The sequence below is a fragment of the Candidatus Thermoplasmatota archaeon genome (assembly GCA_022848865.1).
Classification (GTDB): Archaea; Thermoplasmatota; Thermoplasmata; order RBG-16-68-12; family JAGMCJ01; genus JAGMCJ01.
On sequence record JAJISE010000020.1, the window covers coordinates 13,517 to 33,749 of the forward strand.

Below are 20,233 nucleotides of genomic sequence, written 5' to 3' on the forward strand. Positions count from 1 at the left end.
CCAAGTCGTGTGTGGCGCTGTCGGTCAAACGAAACCGTAGACCGCCATGAGGAAGCTGAATAGGACCGTAATGACAATGGCGGGGATGGAGATCAGTAGGCCGCTCTTCGCCAGCTCTCTTTTTGACACCATGCCCGTGCCGTACACGAGCGTGGACGAAGTACTCGCGACCGGAGTCGCGAACGAGAGGACCATGGAGAACGCGATTGGAAGGACGAAGACCTTGACGCTGATCCCGGCGAACTCCGGAAGCTTTGCCATGCTTATCATTATCGGGATTAGGATGGCTGCCGTTGCGGTGGCGTTTATGAAATTGCTGAGCGCCACAGCTACGAAGGAGATTACGAGAAGAAGCACCATCAGGTAGAGGGGGTCACCGAGGACTTTCAAGAAGCTTGTCGCAGAAAAGAGGCCGCCCCCTAGCCAGTCCGCGGTCCCGGAGAGTATCATCGCATGACCCAAAGAGAGCCCCGCACCGACGATGAGGAAGAGCCCCCAAGGTATGAGCTTCGCGTCCTCCCAGTCAAGGGCTCTGGTCATGAACAGAAGAACGGCGGCCAACGCCGCAACCACGGCCGGGGCGTTGAAGCCGACCAGGTACGGCAGGGGAATGAGCAGGAACTCGGCCGCGCGTTCCCCGAATATCCAGAAGGCCACCGCTCCCGCGAAGATGATGAGGACCTTCTTCTCATCGTTGGATATTGGACCCAGTTCCTTTCTCTCCTCCTCCACCCAGCTCAGGTCGACGGTGTCCACGCCCACGGGGTAGAACTTCAGGAGAATCGCCCAAGAGACGATCAGAATGAGCATGGAGAGCGGGAACCCGATGATCATCCAATCCACGAAGTCCCAACCGACATTCTCCTTGACGAGGAAACCGGACGCGACGGCGTTCGGGGAGGAGCCTATTATCGTGGCCATCCCGCCGATGATCGTTGAGGCCGCCACGGCGAGCAGGAGGACGACCGCGATTCGATGCTCCTTCTCCTTCTCCTGCGTGACCCTGTGCGCGATTCCGATCGTGACGGGAATCAGAAGAGCCGCCGTCGCCGTGTTGGATATCCACATGGAGAGGAGAGCGGCTCCGAGCATGATCGCGAGAAGAAGCCACTTGAACTCCCCCTTCGACTTGGAGATCAGATAGAGGGTGAGGCGCTTGTCGATCCCGTTCCTCCTGAAAGCCTCCGCGATAATCAGCCCGCCCATGATGACGTAGACAACCGGATCCGAGAACGGGGCGAAGGCCTGTTCTGCGGGGGAGGGGAGATTCTCGCCCGTTGGAAATATGTTATACAGGACCAGAAGAGCGGGTACAAGGAGCGAAGTGATGGGCAGGGGAAGCGACTCGAAAGCCCACATCAGGGCCACGCAGAGGAATATCCCCAGCATATACTGGATGGTCGTGTCGATACCCAGCGGGACGAAGGTGAAGAATAGAAGGACGCTGAAAGGGATGAGGAGCTTGATGGCCTTCCTCGTCCACGCTCCCAGCCTGCCGAAGAACTTGAAGAACGAGGGCTTGAGCCCGACGATGTGCCTTTCCGCCTCGACGAGTGCGTGAACGACCTTCTTCGAGACGCGCTTTGGCTTCTCAGCTTTCTTGTCTTGCCTCTCGTCAGGGGAGCCCTTCATTACGATGCCCAATTGCACCGTTCCTAAAAAACCTATTTCAAGCGGGCGGGCATGTTCTCCGAACCCCTCCGCTTAACCTTATATACGCGGATTTACTGAGACAGATTTGGAGGAGATTGAATTGTCATACAAGAAGATGGCAGACACCATCGTGAACAAGTGCCTGAAAGTGAGCAAGAAAGACGTCGTGATCGTGAGCACCTACCAGCACACACTCGACCTGGCCGAAGAGATAGCCAACACATGCTTTGATCGGAAAGCGGACGTTCTCATGACATTGGACACGGACCGCGTATTCTATCACCACCTGCACGTACTCCCGGAATCCAATCTGAGGGAGACATCGGCTCATTGCATGGGTCTCTCAAGGTACAGCACGGTGAACATATTCATCGGCGGTCCAGAGGACCCCAAGCCCATGAGCAAGGTCCCGCCTGGGAAGTACGCGGCTCTCTTCGAGGGCGAGCAGCCGCATGGTGACTACATGCGCAAGCAGAAGATCAGGACGGGCTACCTCGGCATCGGCGCCGTCACGCCACAGAGAGCCGAAGTGTACGGATTCGACTACGAGAAATGGAAGAGGGTGGTCACCGCAGCCTCTGCAGTCGACCCCGCCGAAATGCAGGAGTTCGGAAACAAACTCAAGAGGATACTGGACAGGGGAAAGCACATGCGTATCACGACGAAGGCAGGCACCGACCTGAGTTGCGACCTCGGCAGTCGGAAGGGCTTCGTCTTCACGCCTACGCTGACAAAGGCCAACATGGAGAAGGGCTTGTTCGGCGTGTCGGTTCCCGCGGGAGATGTCTCCATCGCCCCCATTGAGAAGAGCGTCAAGGGCAAGGCGTTCTTCGATGTGCCGCAGCCCTCGGTCGGGAAGCTCGTTGAAGGGATGAGGTGGACGTTCAAGGACGGACGTGTGAAGTCGTTCACCGCCAAGAAGAACGTGAAGGCGATCAAGGGGATGTGGGACAAGGGTCACGGCGACAAGGACAGGCTGGCATGGGTGTCTTTCGGCATCAACCCGAAGGGAAAGCTCGGGTTCCTGGAGAACTACCTGGCGATGGGCGCAGTCACACTGGGCCTGGGCGGCAACGACGAGCTTGGCGGGAAGAACAAGAGCGACTCTGGCGCCTCGGCTTCTATGTCCCGCGCTACCGTCGAGGTCGACGGCAGGGTGATACTCAAGAACGGCAAGTACACGATCTAGCTGACGTACTTGTCGATGGTCGGCGTGAGCAAGGGAGCGGGCATCGCCCCCTGCAGCTGGTCGACTAGCTTGCCGTTCTGGAACACGAGCAGCGTGGGGATGGCCATGATCCCGTACTTCGTCGGGGTCGCGGGATTCTGGTCCACGTTCATCTTTCCAAAGACGACCTTGCCTTTGTACGTCTGCGCTAGCTCCTTGAGTATGGGCTCCATCATCTTACAGGGACCGCACCAGTCGGCCCAGAAATCCACAACAACGACAGGGTACTTGTTGACCGTGTCATCGAAATCGGCATCTGTCACAACCACCGGCGCTCCGGGCATATCTTGACTCATATCTTTCATCAACTCCTGTAGTTTCTTCTCTCTGATGGCTTCCAGCTCCTCGTCCTCAGTCAAGGGACCCCTCCATCTCCTCCTCGAATCTGCTCAGCGAGTCGAGCAGGGACTCGTGCCAGTCCTCAATGCACCGCGCGAGCTCCCTCTTCACCTGAGCGGGAGGGACCGCCTCGTATGCGTAGTAGTAGCCTCCGTCCTTGATGGTCTCCGTCTGCCTCTTTGTGAGCCCGGCGGACATCAGATTCTTGAGCACCCTCTGGATCGAGGACCTGTCCCTTCCGACCTGCTTTGCCACGTCCGAGACCCTCTGTCCCTCGGAGGACAGGAGCAGACGATAGACTCTCAACTCAGTCTCGCTCAGATTGAGCATGTTCCTGAGCATCTCGGAACAGCTTTCCGGCGGGTCCATTGCGGTGAGGCGCTGCATCCGCCTCTGATAGACAGGACGCATATATAAGGGTGTGTATGAATAATGCACAACCGTTTAGTACGGTGTGAGGAATCGTTATGTTTATCATATTTTCACAGACCAACAAATATTTATGCTTATATTACTTACCGTTCTTTGATGCACGACGTTGAGAAGGCGATTGACACAAGGATCGTTTCCCTGGGACTGGAAGAGCAGAGGGAAGTAGCAAAACGGTACAATGACGAGGCAATAGCTCAGGACAAGAAACCACGAACACGATTAGCGCGCATCTACGCTTTGAAGAAGCTAGCCGTGTTCACCGAGAAGCCCTTCGAGGACGTGTCCAAGGACGACCTCATAGCCTTCTCCAAGCGCCTTAGCGAGAAGTACAGCAAGAACACGAAGTTCACTATCGAGGCGCAGGTGAAACACTTCTACAAGTGGCTGGAGGGCGATGACGAAGAGTATCCGAAGAAGGTTCGGTGGATGAAGGTCAAGAAGGATGGCAATCACCTGACACATGAGGACATATTGACACATCAGGAGATCCGCGATCTAGTGAAGGCTTGTGACCATCTGCGAGACAGGGCTATGCTGATGGTTCTGTGGGAATCGGGAGCGAGGGCAAGTGAACTCCTCCGAATGAAGGTCGGAAGCGTTCACAGGGATAAGTTTGGAACGTTCGTCACGCTGAAGGGCAAGACCGGAATCAGAGAGGTTCGGCTGATCAAGAGCGAACCTTATCTCAAACTGTGGCTAAACCACCATCCTTTTCCTGATGACAAGAACTCTCCGTTGTGGATATGGAGGAAACCACGGCACGACCAATATGAAGGAATCGGAGCAGGCAGGTTGCGGGTGGTCATCTATTCGGCTAGGAAGGGAGCGAAGTTGCAGAAGAAGGTCTGGCCACATCTCTTTAGACATACAAGATTGACAGAGCTAGCGAAGAGGTACACGGAAGCCGAACTCAGGCTTATCGCAGGATGGGAAACGGATTCAAAGATGCCTGGGGTCTATGTCCACTTAAGCGGAAGGGATATCAAGGACCGTATGGCAGTTCGGGAAGGATTGAAGGAAGAAGAGGCGGAGGAGGAAGTGTCACCATTGGAACCGTGGATCTGCACTCTCTGTAATTCCGAGAATCCAGCTACCCACATCATCTGTCGGCATTGTGGTGAGACGCCGGACCAGAGCGATCTACTCATAAGCAGTCTGAAAGAGAAGCTGGACAAAGAAGTTGATGAAAGGACGCTTCAGAATGTGGTCAAGGTCATGGATATGTTGAGGGAGAAGGGGTATCTGGATGGACTGAAAGAGATTGCCAAGGATGAAGGGCATGATAGATAAGAAATCGGAATGGCTACACTCAAAGAAGGGGGCTACCTGGACCGACACCTTCCCCTCCGTTCCCAATAGAGAAGAAGCACATTCTTTGAAAGATTTTGTTTTGTTCAAAGTTGAAAACATCTACCCATTTCTATATTGGCAGGGCAATAATAATATTTCGGAATTGAAAGCACAAACAAATGTATATATACTGGGCAACGCATGACGGTGTTGACCTATTAGGTGAAGGGATGAAAGCACTAAGGAAGATTCCCATTTCCATTGGGTTCGTTCAGATTCCTTTGGAGCTATTCCATGCCAAGACCACGGACAAGCTCGATCTAAAGAGCCTGTGCAGTTGTGGATCGAGACCCAAGATGAGGATCGCCTGCCCCGACTGTCAGGAGGAATACACATCGTGGCAGAAAGTCCCCAATAGAGGCTATCCGATCTCCAAGAGCGAGTTCATCATCTTCTCGCAGGAGGAGTTGGAGAGCGTCCGCAACAACGCTCGGAAGTACGAGGCCAACGCCACGGAGAAGGCAGACGAACACCACGATGTGATCCTGTGGTTCAACTGGTGATGATAGAATGAGGAATCTAGCCTTGGAGAAAACACGATGAGCCGACAACTCCATTCTGAGGATGAACCTACACCCATGCAGAAACAGGGGTGTCATAAAGCCACAAGACGACAACAGCACCAACATCAAGAAGCCACAGGGAGCGGGGGAGAAGGTAAGGGTGAAACTGCTCCCGCAGGAATCGAATCGAGACACCATAGACCTTCTCCCGATACCCTGAGTTCATACTGTCCCAGATGTGGAAGGTCGCCACTCAGGTCGGACAGGTCGAGAAGGGCAGGGTATTGTGGTATGTGCCTTCGAGATGATCCGACACTCCCGAGAAGTGGGTATGTCCCGCCTGAAGTCAGAGTTGAGGGTTATTGGCGGAACTACCTTGCGAGGATAGGTGAGCCTGGATGAGTTTGGACAGCTTTGTTCAGATTCAGAAGAAGCCGAAGCGCGAGCCAGAGCCGAAGCCCAAGAAGAAACCCGAGGCTACCCATGAGATTCGAGCTTGAAGGTCGATTGGAGTGCGTGAGAGAGGAAATCGAGGAGATGGTAAAATGAATGTCTGGATCGTGGTAGAGGTCTATCAGGGCGTGGTCAACGAGGTAAGAGCCTACGAGACCGAAGAGCTTGCGGAAGGTGTGGCAGGAACGTCTTTTGAGGAGCATCTTTCGGGTCATCAAGCCAACGAGAATGACCGTTGGATTCTCCAAGAGGATGATGCGAAAGAACCCTACGGAAGTTGTCCATGCGGGGAGTATGACATTCTCGTTTTCGAGTCGCCCGTTCACGGAAAAGTCGTTAGGTGATAGAAATGGAAATCGTAATGGAAACGAACGTGCTGAAGGAGTTCGTGGGTGTGCTTGGCGTTCTTGTGGATGAGGCCAAGCTGGTATTCGAGAAGGACGGGGTAAAGACCTCATGCGTTGATCCATCCCACGTCGCCATGGTAGAGGCTTCCCTGAACATGGACGCCTTCGACCGCTATTCCGTAGAACCCATCGAGATGGGCGTGGACTTGGGCAAGATTCAGGAGTTTCTCGGAATAGGGAGAACCGACAGGGTGACGATTCGGCATGACGAGAAGAAGAATCGCCTCGTCTTTGAGATGGGATACGTCACTCGCTCCGTGGGGCTTGTGGACGCGGCGGGATTCCCCGACCCCACGATTCCGAATCTGAATCTTCCCAACACCGCGAAGGTCGGGGTCAAGTACCTGCGAGGGGGCGTAAAGGCATCTGGGCAACTGAGCGACCACATCGCTGTCCTGCTGAAACCAGAGGGATTCGAGATGATCGCAGAGGGAGACACGGACGAGTCGGAGATGGTTCTCCCAAAGGATCTCCTCGATGAGATAAACGCCGAGCAGACTGCCAGGAGCTTGTTCCCGCTTGACTATTTCGCCAACATGGTGAAGGCGATCAAGAGCAAGACCGTGGAAATCCTTCTCGGAACCGATTACCCAGTCAAGATGAGATGGGATTTTGAAAGGAAGATTCCTGAATCCAGAGACGGCAAGGAGACGGTCAAGACGGTGATTGTCGGAAGCGGACTGTTCCTTCTCGCACCGAGGATCGAGAGCGAATAGTCCATCCATCCAGAAGGGATTGAAATGGAGCAGACGAAACTGCGGAAGTGGATCGGAAGAGAGGTCATCGAGCAATCCGATGGACTCAGGAGAAGGAAGGGGCTGAGGAATCAGGCATACCTGGACAAGTGGTCGAATGAAGCTGAATCAGACGCTGAGCGAGAAGGTCATAACTAAGTGGGTTCACGGCTTTGCGGAGCAATTCCCAGATACGGATGTAGACCAACTCCTGGGTCAGGTTCTCGATGATTACAGCCACCAGGACTTCGACAGCCCATCGGACTTCATGGAGAACATCGTGAAGGACAGGTTTCCTGACCTCTTCGATTGGTGGTCTCGGAAGGACCAGAAGGACTATCAGCTTAGGGCTGAAGAGGAACACTATGAGGAGATAGAGAGGCAGGAGAGGTCTCACGGATTGAGCAAGCTGATCGATTCAAAGCCAGAGGTCGAAGAGAGCATAGCCGATGGAGTGGTTCGGGTGTGCGAGAAGAACGTCCTCTACTTCGACCTGCTGAGCGAGGTCGCGGATCGCGAGGATGCCGTCCTTGAGAAGTTCGGCGGATTCCACGAAGAGGGCTTTCCCGCAAGACCCTTCGGATGGGAGGTCAAGGACATCGAGGGACTACAGCCCGGTCACGTCTCCTATCTCATTAAGATAGGGATCGTCGCCGACCCAGAGGTAAAGGGATACAAGAGCAACAGGTATCGCCACTATCAGCTTGAGAGCCTGGACGAGACGAGGGAAGGGCTGAAGAGGTTCGCGGAGATTCAGAAGGAAAAGGAAGCTCAGGACAAGCTGTGGAGCAAGGGTGGATTCCTCCAAGGCATCGAGGTAACGGAGGAGGACGTCGAGAGGTTCAAGACGATCCTTCAGGAGAACGACGCCATCGAGTATTGGCATCCGGCCATCGCTCCCAAGATAGTGGGAATGAGGGAGCAGAAGATCGCGATTCTCATATCCTGCGGTTCAACCGAGGACAAGTACGAGAACAAGAACAGGGTTCATACTCTGCTGTACGGCAAGCCCGAGACGGGGAAGAGCAAGGTGGACAACGTCATCGTCAAGCTCGGCGGCGGAAAGGCGTCCCTCAGAAGTTCCCAGGTCGGATTGACTGCCGATTGCTCCGGCTCCGACATGACCCTGGGAACGCTTCCGAGAAATCATAAGGGTGCCTGTTTCATAGACGAGCTTGACAAGTTCTCTGGACAGGATCAATCTGGCTGTCTGGACGCCATGGAGGAGGGAGAGATACCCATCGCCGTTGGGAAGATCCAGACGATCCTTCCAGCACAGACGATAGTGGTGGCAACTGCGAATGATGTAGAGAAGATAAAGCCAGAGCTTCTGAGCAGGTTCGATTTCGTCGTCAAATGCGACCTGCCATCCATGAGAGAGGCTCAGGAGATCAGCGATGACATGTGGGAATACTGGAATCTCCCGAAGGGCGTTGAGACGCTTGAACTGGCTAAGTTCCTCAAGTGGGTAAGGACGAGAGACCCCGAGCTTCCCAACGCTGTCAGGCAGAAGGCGAAGGACATCTCAAGGCAGTACATAATGTATTCGAGGGAGACGAGGCCGAGAAGGCTTGAGAGGATCATAAGGATAGCGTTGGCGATTGCTCGACTTAATTACAGGGATTGCTCGATTCAAGATGTCAATAGGGCTTTGGAGTTCATCAATGAAATCAAGCCGCAGGTATCTGAGACCTGATAGCGTGGGTCTGCTGGGCGAGAGATTCCTTCACGGTCATCCACATTGAAAAAAGGACAATCACAATCGTTCCAAAACCTTGCCCCAAATGCAACCTGATAACAAAGCCACAGGTAGGCTCTCCATTTGTGCAGTCCGATTCTCAACGCTGAGTAGGTCGAGTTCTCACTTATGTTGAATCAGTCTTCAGGCGACAATGGAAGGAGAACATGGGTATTTCAGGTGCTGGCTGCTTGACGGCCTTTCTTCTTCATGTCTTGGACGACATCAGTGATGGTTGCGGCCACTTGGAGGAATAGGCTTTCCGCTTCCCTCTTTGAGAAGATTCTGTCTGGATGCTCGACCATGTTTCTGTTCTCCCGTACGAAGTCCAGGTGCCCCATCAAAGTTCTTTTCACCCTGTACTTCAGCTTTCCTGGTTCTCGCTCAGTCAGGAGCTCGTCGATAATCGACTTCCATCCCTTCCTGGAGGGTTTCTTCCTTGTCTTGCGCTGGTAGTACCCCCTCAAGACTTCCTCCGTAGCCCGAAGCGCGGTCATCGCCGATGCGGTCGGCCTGGTGAACCGGCTGTACGCGCGTGTGCGAAATATGGGGGATGCGACGGCGACTGATGTTCAAGTCCACTTCGAGGTCACGGACCCATTGGGCGTAGGGATTGGGGGTTCCAACGGCTTCGTGCTGCTGGGAAGTACGTCCGTCCCGGTCATCGACGCCGGAGATTATGCGGACGTATACATCGAGTGGACGCCGGACGTGGTTCTGAGCCCGGACCAGATCGAGGAAGGGTTGTTCCAATTCCATTCATGCGTACGGGTGATTCTTGACCCCGTAGTGGGCGAAACCGTGTTCGGGAATCAAGACGGAGTCGAAGAGCAGGAGAACATCGACCTCTTCCAGGCCCCGGAGGCCCCGAGTCCAGGAGAGGCGTTCGATGAGGTGCTCACCCTCCGGAACGACGAAACGAATCGCCCAAAGGACTTCCACCTCACATACGCAGGCGATGTGCCTGCGGGCTGGTCAGTCGACATCAATGGCGGGAACCTCTTGGTCCAACTCGGTCCGGGCGAAGTCCGTGACATCCCGATCCGCATCGAGCCGGTAAGTGGTTCGCCGCTGGGCAGTTCCTTCAAGGTCGAAGTGACGGCCTCCAGCTTCCGCGCCCTCGTCAGCGACCTCAACATCTCGGACGTACACTTCGAGTTCACGCCACTGGGCGGCGTGACCGTAGAGGCCCGCGTAGTACGGAAGCCGATGATCGTGGCGACGGCGGTCCTCACACCGAACGGCATCCTCGTCCGGGGCCGTCTCGACGTCGCAGACTTTTCGACTTTCTATGACCCGAACAACCCATTCCGTGTGATGATCGTGGGGTCGGATGCGAACAAGACGTTCCTCCCGCCTACCGGTGTCGTCCTGACCGTCAAACCCGACGGGAGCTTCGAGGGACTCCTACCCCTGCCCATACCCGAGCTCACGGAGCTCGTCTGCCTGTTCTCGGGCACGATGCTTCTGTCCAGTGCGTCCTGCGGCTTCATCCCGCTCTTCCCGGAAGAGGTCAACGCGACCCTGAAGCTCACGCCGCGGACGCTGAATCTGAAATCGAACGGGCGTTGGGTGACCGCCAGGCTGACCCTCAGCACGGACGTAGCTTGGATGGTCGATCCCTCGTCTCTGGAGCTCGAAGGAATCGCCGCACATAGGGTGAAGGTCCTCGACGACCGAACCCTTCAGGTGAAGTTCTCCCGCGAGGCCCTCATGGCACTGCTTTCACCGGGCGATGTGACGGTCTGTGTAAGTGGCTCGCTGACGGACGGACAGACGTTCAGCGCGTGTGACACGATTCGCGTGATTCAATCTGGAAGATGAGAGGTCGACCCTGAGACAATCAACAGGGAGGTATGTCCGCACAGCTGATAGGAAGGCAATCACTGAAATGGGCCACGGAAATGGGGCTCCTCCTCAGTAGACGGGAACGGACTGTGATACTTGCATGGCGGGAACGTCTTCGAAGGAATTGACGTTCTCCTGTGGTCGAAGGCGTTCCGCGACCTCTTTGCAGAGCTGGGACATCCTCTCGTGACCCGCCAACGCATAAATGGTGGCCTTCAGCCTCCAAACGGATGGGTAGTTCGTTCTTCTCTTAGTGACCTGGTTGAGGCAGTAGAGGGCCTGCTTGTATTTCTTCAGCCCTGCAAGAATAACACCTTTCGAGAACCAAGCATCTACATCCTCAATATCGCTCTCCAGTCTCTTCTGACACGTCTGTAGGAGTCTGATGATTATCTCCAGGCGGGCATGCTTGTTGCTCATCATCCAGTAATCATTCTCGGAAACGATATTCCTTTTCTTACAGAAATCAAAAGTGATAGGCTATCTGGATTCCTCCTCAGCCCTTTCCAGACAGAGTCTAGCCATCTTCTCATTCCCCAGCTGTCTATATATCTTGGCCTTGAGCATCCAGATCCCTGGATAGAAGGGATCTCTCTTTGTGATTGTCTCCAGGGTTTCGATGCACTTCTCGTATTCCTCGGATGTCGCCAGCCAAGCGGCCTTGGCGAACAGAGCGTCCAAGTCGTGAGGATTCTCCTGCAGCCTCCTTCGGCACTGCCGCTGCCAGTACACGGGGTGGTCCCAATCCCTCTGTCCAGTGCCGTTTTCGGACATTGTCGCTCTCACTCGCCCAGCTTGAGGAGCTGAGGATGTCTTTCGAAAGAGCCTATATCTTTCTTATCGAGCTGTTATCAAACGCGATAACGGGATTGCCGGAAAGAACCTACGTCGTCCAATTCCACGGTTCCCAGGAACTCAAAGTAACTCCAACGCCAACAGCGGAAACGTCTCACTTCTTCTCGAAGAACGACACTCTTGTGAAGTGGTCAGTTAGCGAGGGGCCACTCGCTCGGACGATGGATGCAGCTTCATCGCAGCAACCATCGATATGTATAAATCGGAGAGTCGTTCTTTGGCTCCTTGACGAGATCTCAGCTGCGGAGGGAGGTTTCGATCGCATAGACTCTTGCGCCGTTGGAGAACCTGAGGATTCGTACACGTGGGGGGATATCTGTGGAGGAGCGCGTCCAGGCGGATTGGGAGAAGGTCGAACGTGTCAGAAGAGAAGCCGAAGCGGATCTGCTGAAACTGCCAGGCGTAACAGGCGTGCACATAGGCTACAAGACCGTCAATGGGAAGAGAACTGACGAGCTAGCAATCGTCATTTCCGTCAAGGAAAAGAAACCAGTGACGGAGCTTCCCAAGGAGGATATCCTTCCCAGAGTGATTCAGGGGATTCCAACCGATGTCATTGCGGACGAGTATGTACCGCATTTGAGACCTCTAGTGCAATACAACCTCATCTCAGAGAACGAGAGTTCTATTTGCATTGGCAGCACCGACGCTCCGTGGGCTATGGATGTAGATGCTTTGGTTGTTCCTTTCGACATTTCGGGATTCGGCTCGCTAGGACCGGCCATAATCAAGCACTTGGAGGCCATTGACCCCTCTTTGGCGTCCGACTTCGAATTGGCGTTCGATGAACCCTCGGTCAGGGAGGCTGTCAAGCCTGATAGACCTCGCCTTGTATCGTTTCCGTTTAACCCGGATCTGGAGCTGCCTTCAGGCTTCCCGCAGGTTCTCATCGCCGCGACAGCCCACCACGAAGGAAAGTGGTCCATCTACAACTCCCGGAAAGCCGCCACGGCAATCGTCAGGATGGCTGCAGACATGAATCTCGACAGCATTGCCATCCCACTATTAGGGAGCGGGGTGGGCCCCCTTCCTCGCGCGGAGGTGGCCATGGCGATAGTTGATGGGGCGCTCAAAGCTCTGACAACTTCGCAGGTTCCAGAAATCAACATAGTTACACTGGACCCGAAGGTAGTCGCAGTCGCGAGGGAGACCTTCGCGAAACGCCCAGGGATGTATGGTCAGGCACTCAATAATGACGATGCTACAGGAGAGGACTTACTGGACATCTCAACTGAAGTGCATGCAATGGCCGACGCAGTTATGTTGCAGGACCTCAGTCCCCCCTTCGTCGTTGGCATACTCGGTGGATGGGGGAGTGGGAAATCTTTCGTCATGCATTTGCTACGGCAGAGGATGAGGCAGATTCGGGCAATGAGACTGAAAGAGGAGGAGACCTGGAACGATGACCCTGAGAAGCGCTCTTTATACGTCGGGCATGTCTACTTCGTCCGCTTCGACGCCTGGACTTACGCGAAATCCAATCTCTGGGCCAGTCTGATGGACAGGATCTTCTCCGACTTGAACGACCAGCTAACCTTGGAGGAGAAGCAGATTGAGGGAGTGGATGCCGAAGTCAAGCACCCGACTGAGCCTTTGTGGTCTCATCTCCAACGGCTGACAAGGACAGAGCGCGAAGATCTTGAACAGAAGGTTATAGGGCTGGCATTGAAGCAAGACGCTCTGGTGTCGACCGAGACGGGTTTTCTCAGATCGGCTTTCAGCGAAATAGTGAGCCTGCCAAAGAAGTGGTCAATGGCCAAGCCAGCTGAGTCGGCAGGATTTGCAGCTCTGTCAGCAGTCTCGACCCTCCTCCCTCTTGTGGAGGGCTCCCTGGCTTATTTCAAAATCCACGGCCTAACGGCATCTATTCTCTTGGCACTCCTGGGTTTTGCTCGAGCAAGGGTCAACTGGGCTCGGCGACGAGGACGAATCGCACTGACAGACAAGGATTTGTCAGACGGGGGTCGGGCTCGGCTTGCCAATCTCAAGTCCCAATTGCCAGAATTGAACCCCGACCAACTCCAGCTGGTGTTCAAGAGGAGTGAGGCCAAGAGAAGAGCCGAGAAACACCAGGCAGACCTATGCGAATTAGAGGAGTTGGAAACCGAAGTTGAGAGCCGGAGGCAGAGGATTGGCATGACCGCCGAGTTCGCCTCTCTAAGGGAATTGATAGATGCAAGAAAGGACGAAAATGTGTATGAGAAGCGGTTGGGGCTGATGCACCAAGTCCAAAAGGATTTTTCCGATCTGAGTCGTAGCCTGGTTGTCAGCAAAACTGACCCCAGAGACGAGGTGGAAGAGAAGCGGAAACTCTTCCCCCGAGGACCCGCGCGCGTAGTCCTATTCATTGACGACTTGGACCGTTGCCCACCGAAGAGGGTGGTTGAGGTTTTGGAGGCGGCTCAGCTGCTCGTAAAGACGGAGCTCTTCGTGGTCGTCTTAGCGATGGATGTTCGGTACATTACACGGGCTTTGGAGAAGGAATACAAAGAGATTCTCGTCAGGGGAGGAGATCCCTCGGGCCTTGACTACGTTGGGAAGATTGTCCAGTTGCCATATCGCCTGCGACCCATTGACGAAGACGCCCTGGATTTGTACCTGAGGAGGCAAGTTGACGTGGAAGAAGTGATTCGTGAAACCAGACCACCTCGAGACCAGGTCCCAAATCAGGAAGAAGGAGGTCAGGGGACACCCACGGAGCCATCTGTCAGAATAGAAGGCCCCCCTCGAGAGGATCTTACCCGGGACGTTCTTAGATTCTCATCCTCGGAGTTTGACTTGTTGAAGAGGTGCTGCAAAGAGCTGAGCCTGAGCCCCCGCGCCGCGAAACGACTCACCAACATCTACAAGCTGCTCAAGATCATCTGGACCAGGACCCTTAGACCAGGATACGATGACGAGCAAGTCGCCATCTACCTGCTGGCGATGTCCGCCCGCTTCCCTGAGATCATGCGAGGAGCTTTTGATGCGCTCGAGAGGAAGCTGAAATCTCCGACCATTGAGAATTTGGCTAGTTTCCTCAAGACTCTTGCGGTCACGGACCCTAGTGCCGGCTCACCTCAGGACTGGCAGCATCTGCTTGAGATACTGAAGGACTCAGATGGACTGGCCAAGTGGTTGACAGTTAGTGCGATCAGTCCCGAATCCTTCAGGCTCGTTCGATCCTTCTCTTTCGTGGGGGACATCGGATTCGAACCGGGTGATCGAACAGGCAAGCGCCCGCTGATCCCTGCAGAAGAGACGGGCCCAGGGCCCTAGGTCTGGCTTGGGAGTGTGCGCAGCCACGCAGGCGGGTCCGCCGAGTACTTCAGCTTCTGGTTCGTCGGCAGGAACTACGGCTTCTTCGGCTACACCCAGCCGCCGATGGGCTCGCCCATCGACATCGTCGTGGACCTCGGAACGCCGGAGAGCTTCGACTCGTGGACCATCCAGATCAAGCTGAATGCGAGAGGGTGAAGGGAACTGAATGAACGGCCCTGCGGGCAGCTCTGTCAGTTTTTTTGGTTGCACTCCCCTTTTCTGTGAGGGTGCTGGACGCCAAAGTGTATCAATAGAATGATATTGACCACCATGGTGGGGGCCGGCTTTCTCTTGACAATGGGAATGACTCAATCGAATGCAAGACAGCAGGGGCCCTGGAATCATCACAACATGTCGTACTCCTCATTGAAGAACGCCATTTGTTCTCTGGGTGTCTATTGCTCATGTATTTCTCCCCCGAACTCTCGCGAAGCGTGTTAATAAGTCCAGCTTCTCTGAAAGAATCAAGAGAGTATAAGTTGGTGAACGATGATGACTGTCGGATGTCTGACGCTAACGCTGGATTGGACAGATTGCTCGACGAGGCCCAGAAGCTAGCTAACGACTATGAAGAAGCTCTTGAGCGATATGTTCAAGGAGCCGAGTCAAAAAGACTTCTTGCTGGTTTGGTAGTAGACCATTTCGAAATCCCAGAGAAACTTAGCAGTTCTGGGCTGAAGCTCTTCCTTCAACGATGGGAGGCAACGCCAGAGAGCAAAGCATTGCGCGCACGCTTTCATAGTACATATGACCGGGTCAAGCAGTACCTAGGGACAGTATCGACAAGAACAAAGGCCGTTCGTTGGCCAGGGAACAGCGGTAGGCTATTGGAAAAACTCAAGCCTGTGAATGACGCGGTTAGGACAGACACAAAGATTCGCAGGCTTGTCAGTGCTTTGGAGAACATTGATCTACTGGACCTCACATTCAATGATGATTTGCCCCGCAGAAGACCAAGGCAACGGTCAGGGACAAAGTCTCCGGCACCTCACCAAGATTCCTTGACTGCGCTGAAAAGCTCAGTGGCAGAACAACGGGCATGGAGCCTTGTGGCCATATTCGTCACAGTAGTGGTCACTGTAACTGTAGGACTAGGTGTCTCAACTTCCTTTGGATGGTTTTGGGCATTCAGTATGGCCTTCCTTCTGGGCATAGTAATCACTGTAGCGGTCGCTCTCACGAGGCCATTATGGATTCGTGCTCTCGGACGACCGCGACGCAAGTGACATGACCGAGAGAGCTGAGATAGAAGTTGAAGAAAGTCTCAAGAAATTCCGTACTTCAACATGGAGGACGACAACTACCATCACGATGGTATCGGGTTGCCAATCTTCGGCGGTATCCTCCCACAAGAGCGCGAGATTGATGCACCAAGGCAGAGAACCTCCATCGCTGGCTGACGGTGGCCTTTGGCATGGAGTCCGGCTTGGATTGAGAGGCTTCGTGTTAAGTGAGTTCTTTGTCTAAGCTATGGAAAGATGCCTCGTATGTTTGTCAAGGGCACCTATGAATAGCTGTTCGGAGAACCCCGCCACGACGCCAGTGCTCATGAGAACGAAAGCGTTGTCGTGTAGAAGTTGCGAGATATCTTGACCAGCGACCAAACCAGACCCTGCAATCAGGAAGTATACAAGAGCACCGGCTGCCCCGAGCAAGATACGCGTGAGTGTTAGGACATTGATCAGACCAGCAGAGGTCTCCTTCTCGATGAACTCACGTGTCAGCAACTGAGTGCTCAGAACTCCGCCAAGGAGACCCATCAAGGAAATGGTGAAAAACGGGAGATACCACCACGGGTCCGTAGGACGAATGACGGTGTGATACAGCCACTCGGCTAGGATAATCGATGCGACCAAGATTGTCAGAAGCCTGGCGTTGAAGGCGCTCCAAAGGCAGAATCTTAGTGTCGTGTTGCTGTTGATGTCATACCAGAATCTGGCGCGCTGGGACTGCAGTTCGTACGCTGACTGCACCAATAGCTCATCCGGATTGGATTCCTTGGTCTTTTCGCGTCCCTCTCTCTCCTGTATCATACAGTCCACTCTTTTCCCAGTCTTCCCGAGTTCATCTCTGGCTTTCTCGTCCAGTTCTTCGAGCCTCTTGTCCCAGAAGGCCATTCGATACAGAGACCTTGGAATATCTGCATCATCGACAATCAGCGGCAGTATCTTGTCGGCTGAGTTGACGTAGTTCCAGGCGCGACCGGGGTTTCGTTCCTCTTTCGCAAGGTCCAGATAGCCTCGTACAGCCGCATATCTGTGCTCCTTCTTCAGGAACTCAACATCTTCATAGCGGTCCACCTCGTGACGACAGATGAACACTTCTCTCGAAACTATCGCCAGTCTGACGCGATTCGTAAAACCCTGGACAGTACACCAGTCATGATATATCTCAGGGATGGGAAGTCTCCAGAAAGGGTAGCTCAATCTCCGGTACGTTCGCACAAGTAAGCCATCATCCTGCCTGAGCTCCTTTTTCTTCTCTTCAATCAGGCGGTCGAGTCGAATCTCTATCTGCCCTATGAGTCGATCATCTCGTTCAGATTTGATCGTATTCCCCCTGACGTGTCGTCAACGACCTCGACCACAAGTGAACCGAAAAGCTGGAAGTGTCGGAGATTGTCGGCAACGTGGAAAGCGAATCCATGCCTGACAACCTCAAATGGTCACCATGGAACCCTGAAATTGCCACGGATTGGGGCATGGTCCGACCCCGGAAACTTCAGGTCAGTCGCAAATGCCAGGCTCTCGTCGTGGAGTGTCTCATTGTATATCTCCGTGTCGATCCAGTACGGGATGAGCGCCTGCGACACGACCAAGTGGTCCAGCATGTTGCCCTTCCCATGATGAATGAGCGAGTAGCGCTTATCTCGCGGAACGTTGAGCTCACAGGGGATAAGCACTCCGGTGCGGAGGGCCTCGTTCTGGGTGTCTTCCACGCTCCCCACGATCGCCTTGAACGGAACGGAACCGACCTCGGCGTTGAAGTCTCCCCCCACGACAATCAGAGCATCGTCGCCATCCTCGTCGAAGATCTGGTCTATCAGAATGCGCGTCTCCAGCGCCTGCCCAACACGCTTCACGTCCGAGATGTAGTATCCTTCTGCCCAACCCTGGTGGGAGAGCCAGAGCCAATATTTGTCCTCGTGCCTTTGACCCTTCACATAGGTCGGGTTCATCGATTTAAGATGAAGGTTGATCACGTGCAGAGTGTGGTCCCCGCTCAGCCGCACCTTGGAGTGCAGAATCGGACGCTCCCAGCTAAGTCGCTTCGCCTCATCCTCTTCAGGGAGGCTGGTGATCTTTCTCCATTCTGGCGGGTCGGCCAGGTCGTTCCTGTACTGTTTCGTCTCCACGATGGTTTTCTCACTGAGAATCACGAGGTTCCGATACCTGTACGGCTTTCCCGATGATGGGCTGACCGTATGTGCACGATTATACCGCTCATAGCTCGTCCCCTTGAGCAGGTCGTCCAGGGCTGTCAGGCTGTGGACCTCCTGCAAGAGAAGGACGTGAGCCCCAATCTTTTCCAGCATCCGCCCAAGCACCTTCTTGCGCACGGTCCACAGATTGGAGTCCGTGTCCTCCAGATTCTCCACGTTGAACGTGGCAACCACCAAGTCTTTCATCTTATCACATCCAATTCCTATGCCATATCCTTCCAGCGAAGCGGGTCCTTTGCATACAAGTCTCCCTAGATGCCAAACTTCTTCGTGTCCACCCATTCCATGCTCAATAAGGACCAGAAATCCAATGCCAGCTTGTCAATGACGAAGTCGTATGGTATCCATCCGTATCCGTTGTCTCCCCAGGCCTTTCCCCAGGAGTTGCGTATCAAAAACGCGCCTTTGGTCTTTTTGGTACACTCGTCGTTCTCGATCTTCTTGTTGTCGTCGTAACCCACTGCGACTACTGCATGTCCCCACAGGGCATGATCACGTGGGCAAGGATAGGGAATCTCGCCATCGTTGTAGGGCATAACATAGGTGTTTCCCTCGTAATGCCCGTACTCAAATCCGTAGAATCCGAACATTGAGGGTATGCCCATTGCGAGATAGAGCTTCACAAGAAAAAGCACCAGGGAGGTGGGTCTGGACGCAGCCTGGGGATCATGGCAGAAGTACTTGAGGGCCTCGTAGTTGTCGGCCACCGCATAGACAAAGGAGGGCGGTTCCTCATCGAATTCTGGGTCGCTGTCCGTATACGGCCAGTACCTCTCCGGTGCACATCCACAAAGCACCAATGCCCCCATCGTGTTTCGGATCCAGGCACCTGTGTCTCCCGTAACACCCATCAAGTTTCTGGTCGTTTTGTAGACAAAGAGACGGGAACCATCGATATGCCTCTTGAAGCCTCGTCTCTCGAAGTACTCGACTATCCCCACGGCTGCCTGTGCAGTGCATGAACCCAAGCCTCCCTGGTTCTCAATCGGCGAGCAGTGTTTCCTCAAGTCCTTCTTGGGCGGTAGAAAAAACGGGTTCCCCATGTATAGCTTGACATGTTTCTTTGGCGGCGAGGAAGCCAGTTTCTTCACCACCGTGGCAATCTTTGGAGAGTAGCCCACCTTCTTTGCCATCTTGGCGATCTCCGGATGATCTATTGTGTAGTCGCGCAGATCTGGCAACGGAGGGATCCATCCCGTACCGACGGTATCCCTCGCTCCAGGTCTCTCCACATGTTTATAAGCGGAATACATCACACACCTCCGGTACAGTTCTCTGCGACTCGGTACTTAAGCCTTCATTTTTCTCCTGAGGAGAATACTGCACGCTTGAATTGGCCGACTGAGAATGGCCCTCCAAATGGCCAAGACCCTCTCTTCCCCAGCTCCCTCTCAAGCTTCTTGCTCTCCCCCTCGATCCAATAAGCGTCGGCGCTCAGGCCGAGACTCCACTTCCTTTTCGACCTTCTCCAGGAGCCACTGTGGAATACTCGGCTGGTTCGTGGCAACCTCATTCCATTTATCGGCAAGCTCCTTCAAGGAATCCTCAAGCTCCTTCCGCGAGCTGGGGGGATTGGCCAACTTTATTTCTGCCAATCGCTTGACGCCCCCGAACAGGATGCCCATTTGACGGTGGCGCTCTGCCCTCCTAGGGTAATCAAGGTAGTTCTGCAGAGCAGCTGAAACCACAGCGACGAAGGTGAGGAATCCCGCTAGCACCTGCAACCAGTAGATGGGGGATGATGTCAAGTTTGCAAACACTGAAGTTCCAGCAACTGCCGTCACAGAAACTGAAACTACACCCAAAGCAAACCCATGCCTCTTGAACTACTCGGCAGTCTCCCAGTGCGCTCTGTTCACAACCCTAAGCTTCTTGAACCAAACCAAGACCTCCTCCGTTGCATACTTCTGAAACTCTTTCGTACTTACAGCCATACCACCACTTTTCTCTC

At 54.2% G+C, this 20,233-nt stretch carries 20 protein-coding genes; 10 read left to right on the forward strand and 10 right to left on the reverse strand.

All coding sequences use genetic code 11. From position 1 onward, the window contains the following. Positions 1-24: 24 nt before the first annotated feature. Positions 25-1,644, reverse strand: a complete 1,620-nt coding sequence (locus LN415_05260) for a DASS family sodium-coupled anion symporter (protein ID MCJ2556501.1) — start codon at positions 1,642-1,644, stop codon at positions 25-27. 109 nt (positions 1,645-1,753) lie between these two features. Here LN415_05260 and LN415_05265 point away from each other — a divergent pair, with 109 nt between their 5' ends. After that, positions 1,754-2,842 carry an aminopeptidase gene (locus LN415_05265; GenBank protein MCJ2556502.1) on the forward strand — a complete coding sequence of 363 codons (1,089 nt, stop codon included), beginning with the start codon at positions 1,754-1,756 and terminating at the stop codon, positions 2,840-2,842. Here the strand turns inward: LN415_05265 and trxA are convergent. Both trxA and LN415_05275 read right to left on the reverse strand, forming a co-directional pair. Then, the gene (gene trxA / locus LN415_05270; GenBank protein ID MCJ2556503.1) at positions 2,839-3,240 is read right to left on the reverse strand and encodes a thioredoxin; all 402 of its coding nucleotides are present in this window, start codon (positions 3,238-3,240) and stop codon (positions 2,839-2,841) included. The genes LN415_05265 and trxA overlap by 4 nt on opposite strands. Further along, complete coding sequence (locus tag LN415_05275; GenBank protein ID MCJ2556504.1) at positions 3,233-3,607, reverse strand: hypothetical protein; 375 nt, start codon at positions 3,605-3,607, stop codon at positions 3,233-3,235. The genes trxA and LN415_05275 overlap by 8 nt, the downstream gene beginning before the upstream one ends. Before the next feature lie 45 nt (positions 3,608-3,652). On the opposite strand from LN415_05275, the gene LN415_05280 reads away from it, so the two are divergent. From LN415_05280 to LN415_05300, 5 genes are all read left to right on the forward strand, one after another. Continuing rightward, a complete protein-coding gene (locus LN415_05280) occupies positions 3,653-4,942 on the forward strand; it encodes a site-specific integrase (protein MCJ2556505.1) in 1,290 nt (429 codons plus the stop codon). 230 nt (positions 4,943-5,172) lie between these two features. Next, the gene (locus tag LN415_05285; GenBank protein ID MCJ2556506.1) at positions 5,173-5,505 is read left to right on the forward strand and encodes a hypothetical protein; all 333 of its coding nucleotides are present in this window, start codon (positions 5,173-5,175) and stop codon (positions 5,503-5,505) included. Between the two features lie 545 nt (positions 5,506-6,050). Next, positions 6,051-6,302 (forward strand): hypothetical protein, encoded by a 252-nt coding sequence (locus LN415_05290; GenBank protein ID MCJ2556507.1) that lies wholly within the window; start codon positions 6,051-6,053, stop codon positions 6,300-6,302. A 5-nt stretch (positions 6,303-6,307) separates the two neighbouring features. Further along, on the forward strand, positions 6,308-7,081 hold the full coding sequence (locus LN415_05295) for a DNA polymerase sliding clamp (protein MCJ2556508.1): 774 nt from the start codon (positions 6,308-6,310) through the stop codon (positions 7,079-7,081). Positions 7,082-7,217: 136 nt separating this feature from the next. Beyond that, positions 7,218-8,795, forward strand: coding sequence for an AAA family ATPase (locus tag LN415_05300; GenBank protein MCJ2556509.1), 1,578 nt, complete (start codon positions 7,218-7,220; stop codon positions 8,793-8,795). A gap of 218 nt (positions 8,796-9,013) precedes the next feature. Here LN415_05300 and LN415_05305 read toward each other — a convergent pair whose 3' ends face one another. After that, positions 9,014-9,304, reverse strand: coding sequence for a hypothetical protein (locus tag LN415_05305; GenBank protein MCJ2556510.1), 291 nt, complete (start codon positions 9,302-9,304; stop codon positions 9,014-9,016). 79 nt (positions 9,305-9,383) lie between these two features. Between LN415_05305 and LN415_05310 the strand changes: the two genes are divergently transcribed. Further along, a complete protein-coding gene (locus LN415_05310; protein ID MCJ2556511.1) occupies positions 9,384-10,661 on the forward strand; it encodes a hypothetical protein in 1,278 nt (425 codons plus the stop codon). Positions 10,662-10,754: 93 nt separating this feature from the next. Here LN415_05310 and LN415_05315 read toward each other — a convergent pair whose 3' ends face one another. Beyond that, complete coding sequence (locus LN415_05315) at positions 10,755-11,108, reverse strand: hypothetical protein (protein MCJ2556512.1); 354 nt, start codon at positions 11,106-11,108, stop codon at positions 10,755-10,757. 57 nt (positions 11,109-11,165) lie between these two features. After that, on the reverse strand, positions 11,166-11,459 hold the full coding sequence (locus LN415_05320; GenBank protein MCJ2556513.1) for a hypothetical protein: 294 nt from the start codon (positions 11,457-11,459) through the stop codon (positions 11,166-11,168). Between the two features lie 399 nt (positions 11,460-11,858). Here LN415_05320 and LN415_05325 point away from each other — a divergent pair, with 399 nt between their 5' ends. The 3 genes from LN415_05325 to LN415_05335 all read left to right on the forward strand — a co-directional run bounded on the left by LN415_05325 (position 11,859) and on the right by LN415_05335 (position 16,066). Further along, the gene (locus LN415_05325; protein ID MCJ2556514.1) at positions 11,859-14,798 is read left to right on the forward strand and encodes a hypothetical protein; all 2,940 of its coding nucleotides are present in this window, start codon (positions 11,859-11,861) and stop codon (positions 14,796-14,798) included. Between the two features lie 15 nt (positions 14,799-14,813). Then, entirely contained in the window at positions 14,814-14,996 is a 183-nt protein-coding gene (locus tag LN415_05330) for a hypothetical protein (GenBank protein ID MCJ2556515.1), read from the forward strand. Between the two features lie 242 nt (positions 14,997-15,238). Then, positions 15,239-16,066 carry a hypothetical protein gene (locus tag LN415_05335; GenBank protein ID MCJ2556516.1) on the forward strand — a complete coding sequence of 276 codons (828 nt, stop codon included), beginning with the start codon at positions 15,239-15,241 and terminating at the stop codon, positions 16,064-16,066. A 237-nt stretch (positions 16,067-16,303) separates the two neighbouring features. On the opposite strand, the gene LN415_05340 is transcribed toward LN415_05335, so the two are convergent. The 4 genes from LN415_05340 to LN415_05355 form a co-directional block, all read right to left on the reverse strand. After that, positions 16,304-17,140 (reverse strand): hypothetical protein, encoded by an 837-nt coding sequence (locus LN415_05340; protein ID MCJ2556517.1) that lies wholly within the window; start codon positions 17,138-17,140, stop codon positions 16,304-16,306. 365 nt (positions 17,141-17,505) lie between these two features. Next, positions 17,506-18,468 carry an endonuclease/exonuclease/phosphatase family protein gene (locus tag LN415_05345; GenBank protein MCJ2556518.1) on the reverse strand — a complete coding sequence of 321 codons (963 nt, stop codon included), beginning with the start codon at positions 18,466-18,468 and terminating at the stop codon, positions 17,506-17,508. 65 nt (positions 18,469-18,533) lie between these two features. After that, positions 18,534-19,535 carry a cysteine protease gene (locus tag LN415_05350; GenBank protein MCJ2556519.1) on the reverse strand — a complete coding sequence of 334 codons (1,002 nt, stop codon included), beginning with the start codon at positions 19,533-19,535 and terminating at the stop codon, positions 18,534-18,536. A gap of 138 nt (positions 19,536-19,673) precedes the next feature. Continuing rightward, entirely contained in the window at positions 19,674-20,087 is a 414-nt protein-coding gene (locus tag LN415_05355) for an SLATT domain-containing protein (GenBank protein MCJ2556520.1), read from the reverse strand. Between the last annotated feature and the right edge of the window lie 146 nt (positions 20,088-20,233).

Coding starts and splice junctions, on each gene's coding strand:
- LN415_05275 (MCJ2556504.1), bottom strand. CDS start 3,607: ATGCAGCGCCTCACCGCAATGGACCCGCCGGAAAGCTGTTCCGAGATG.
- LN415_05280 (MCJ2556505.1), top strand. CDS start 3,653: ATGCACAACCGTTTAGTACGGTGTGAGGAATCGTTATGTTTATCATAT.
- LN415_05285 (MCJ2556506.1), top strand. CDS start 5,173: ATGAAAGCACTAAGGAAGATTCCCATTTCCATTGGGTTCGTTCAGATT.
- LN415_05290 (MCJ2556507.1), top strand. CDS start 6,051: ATGAATGTCTGGATCGTGGTAGAGGTCTATCAGGGCGTGGTCAACGAG.
- LN415_05295 (MCJ2556508.1), top strand. CDS start 6,308: ATGGAAATCGTAATGGAAACGAACGTGCTGAAGGAGTTCGTGGGTGTG.
- LN415_05300 (MCJ2556509.1), top strand. CDS start 7,218: ATGAAGCTGAATCAGACGCTGAGCGAGAAGGTCATAACTAAGTGGGTT.
- LN415_05310 (MCJ2556511.1), top strand. CDS start 9,384: ATGGGGGATGCGACGGCGACTGATGTTCAAGTCCACTTCGAGGTCACG.
- LN415_05315 (MCJ2556512.1), bottom strand. CDS start 11,108: ATGATGAGCAACAAGCATGCCCGCCTGGAGATAATCATCAGACTCCTA.
- LN415_05320 (MCJ2556513.1), bottom strand. CDS start 11,459: ATGTCCGAAAACGGCACTGGACAGAGGGATTGGGACCACCCCGTGTAC.
- LN415_05345 (MCJ2556518.1), bottom strand. CDS start 18,468: ATGAAAGACTTGGTGGTTGCCACGTTCAACGTGGAGAATCTGGAGGAC.
- LN415_05350 (MCJ2556519.1), bottom strand. CDS start 19,535: ATGTATTCCGCTTATAAACATGTGGAGAGACCTGGAGCGAGGGATACC.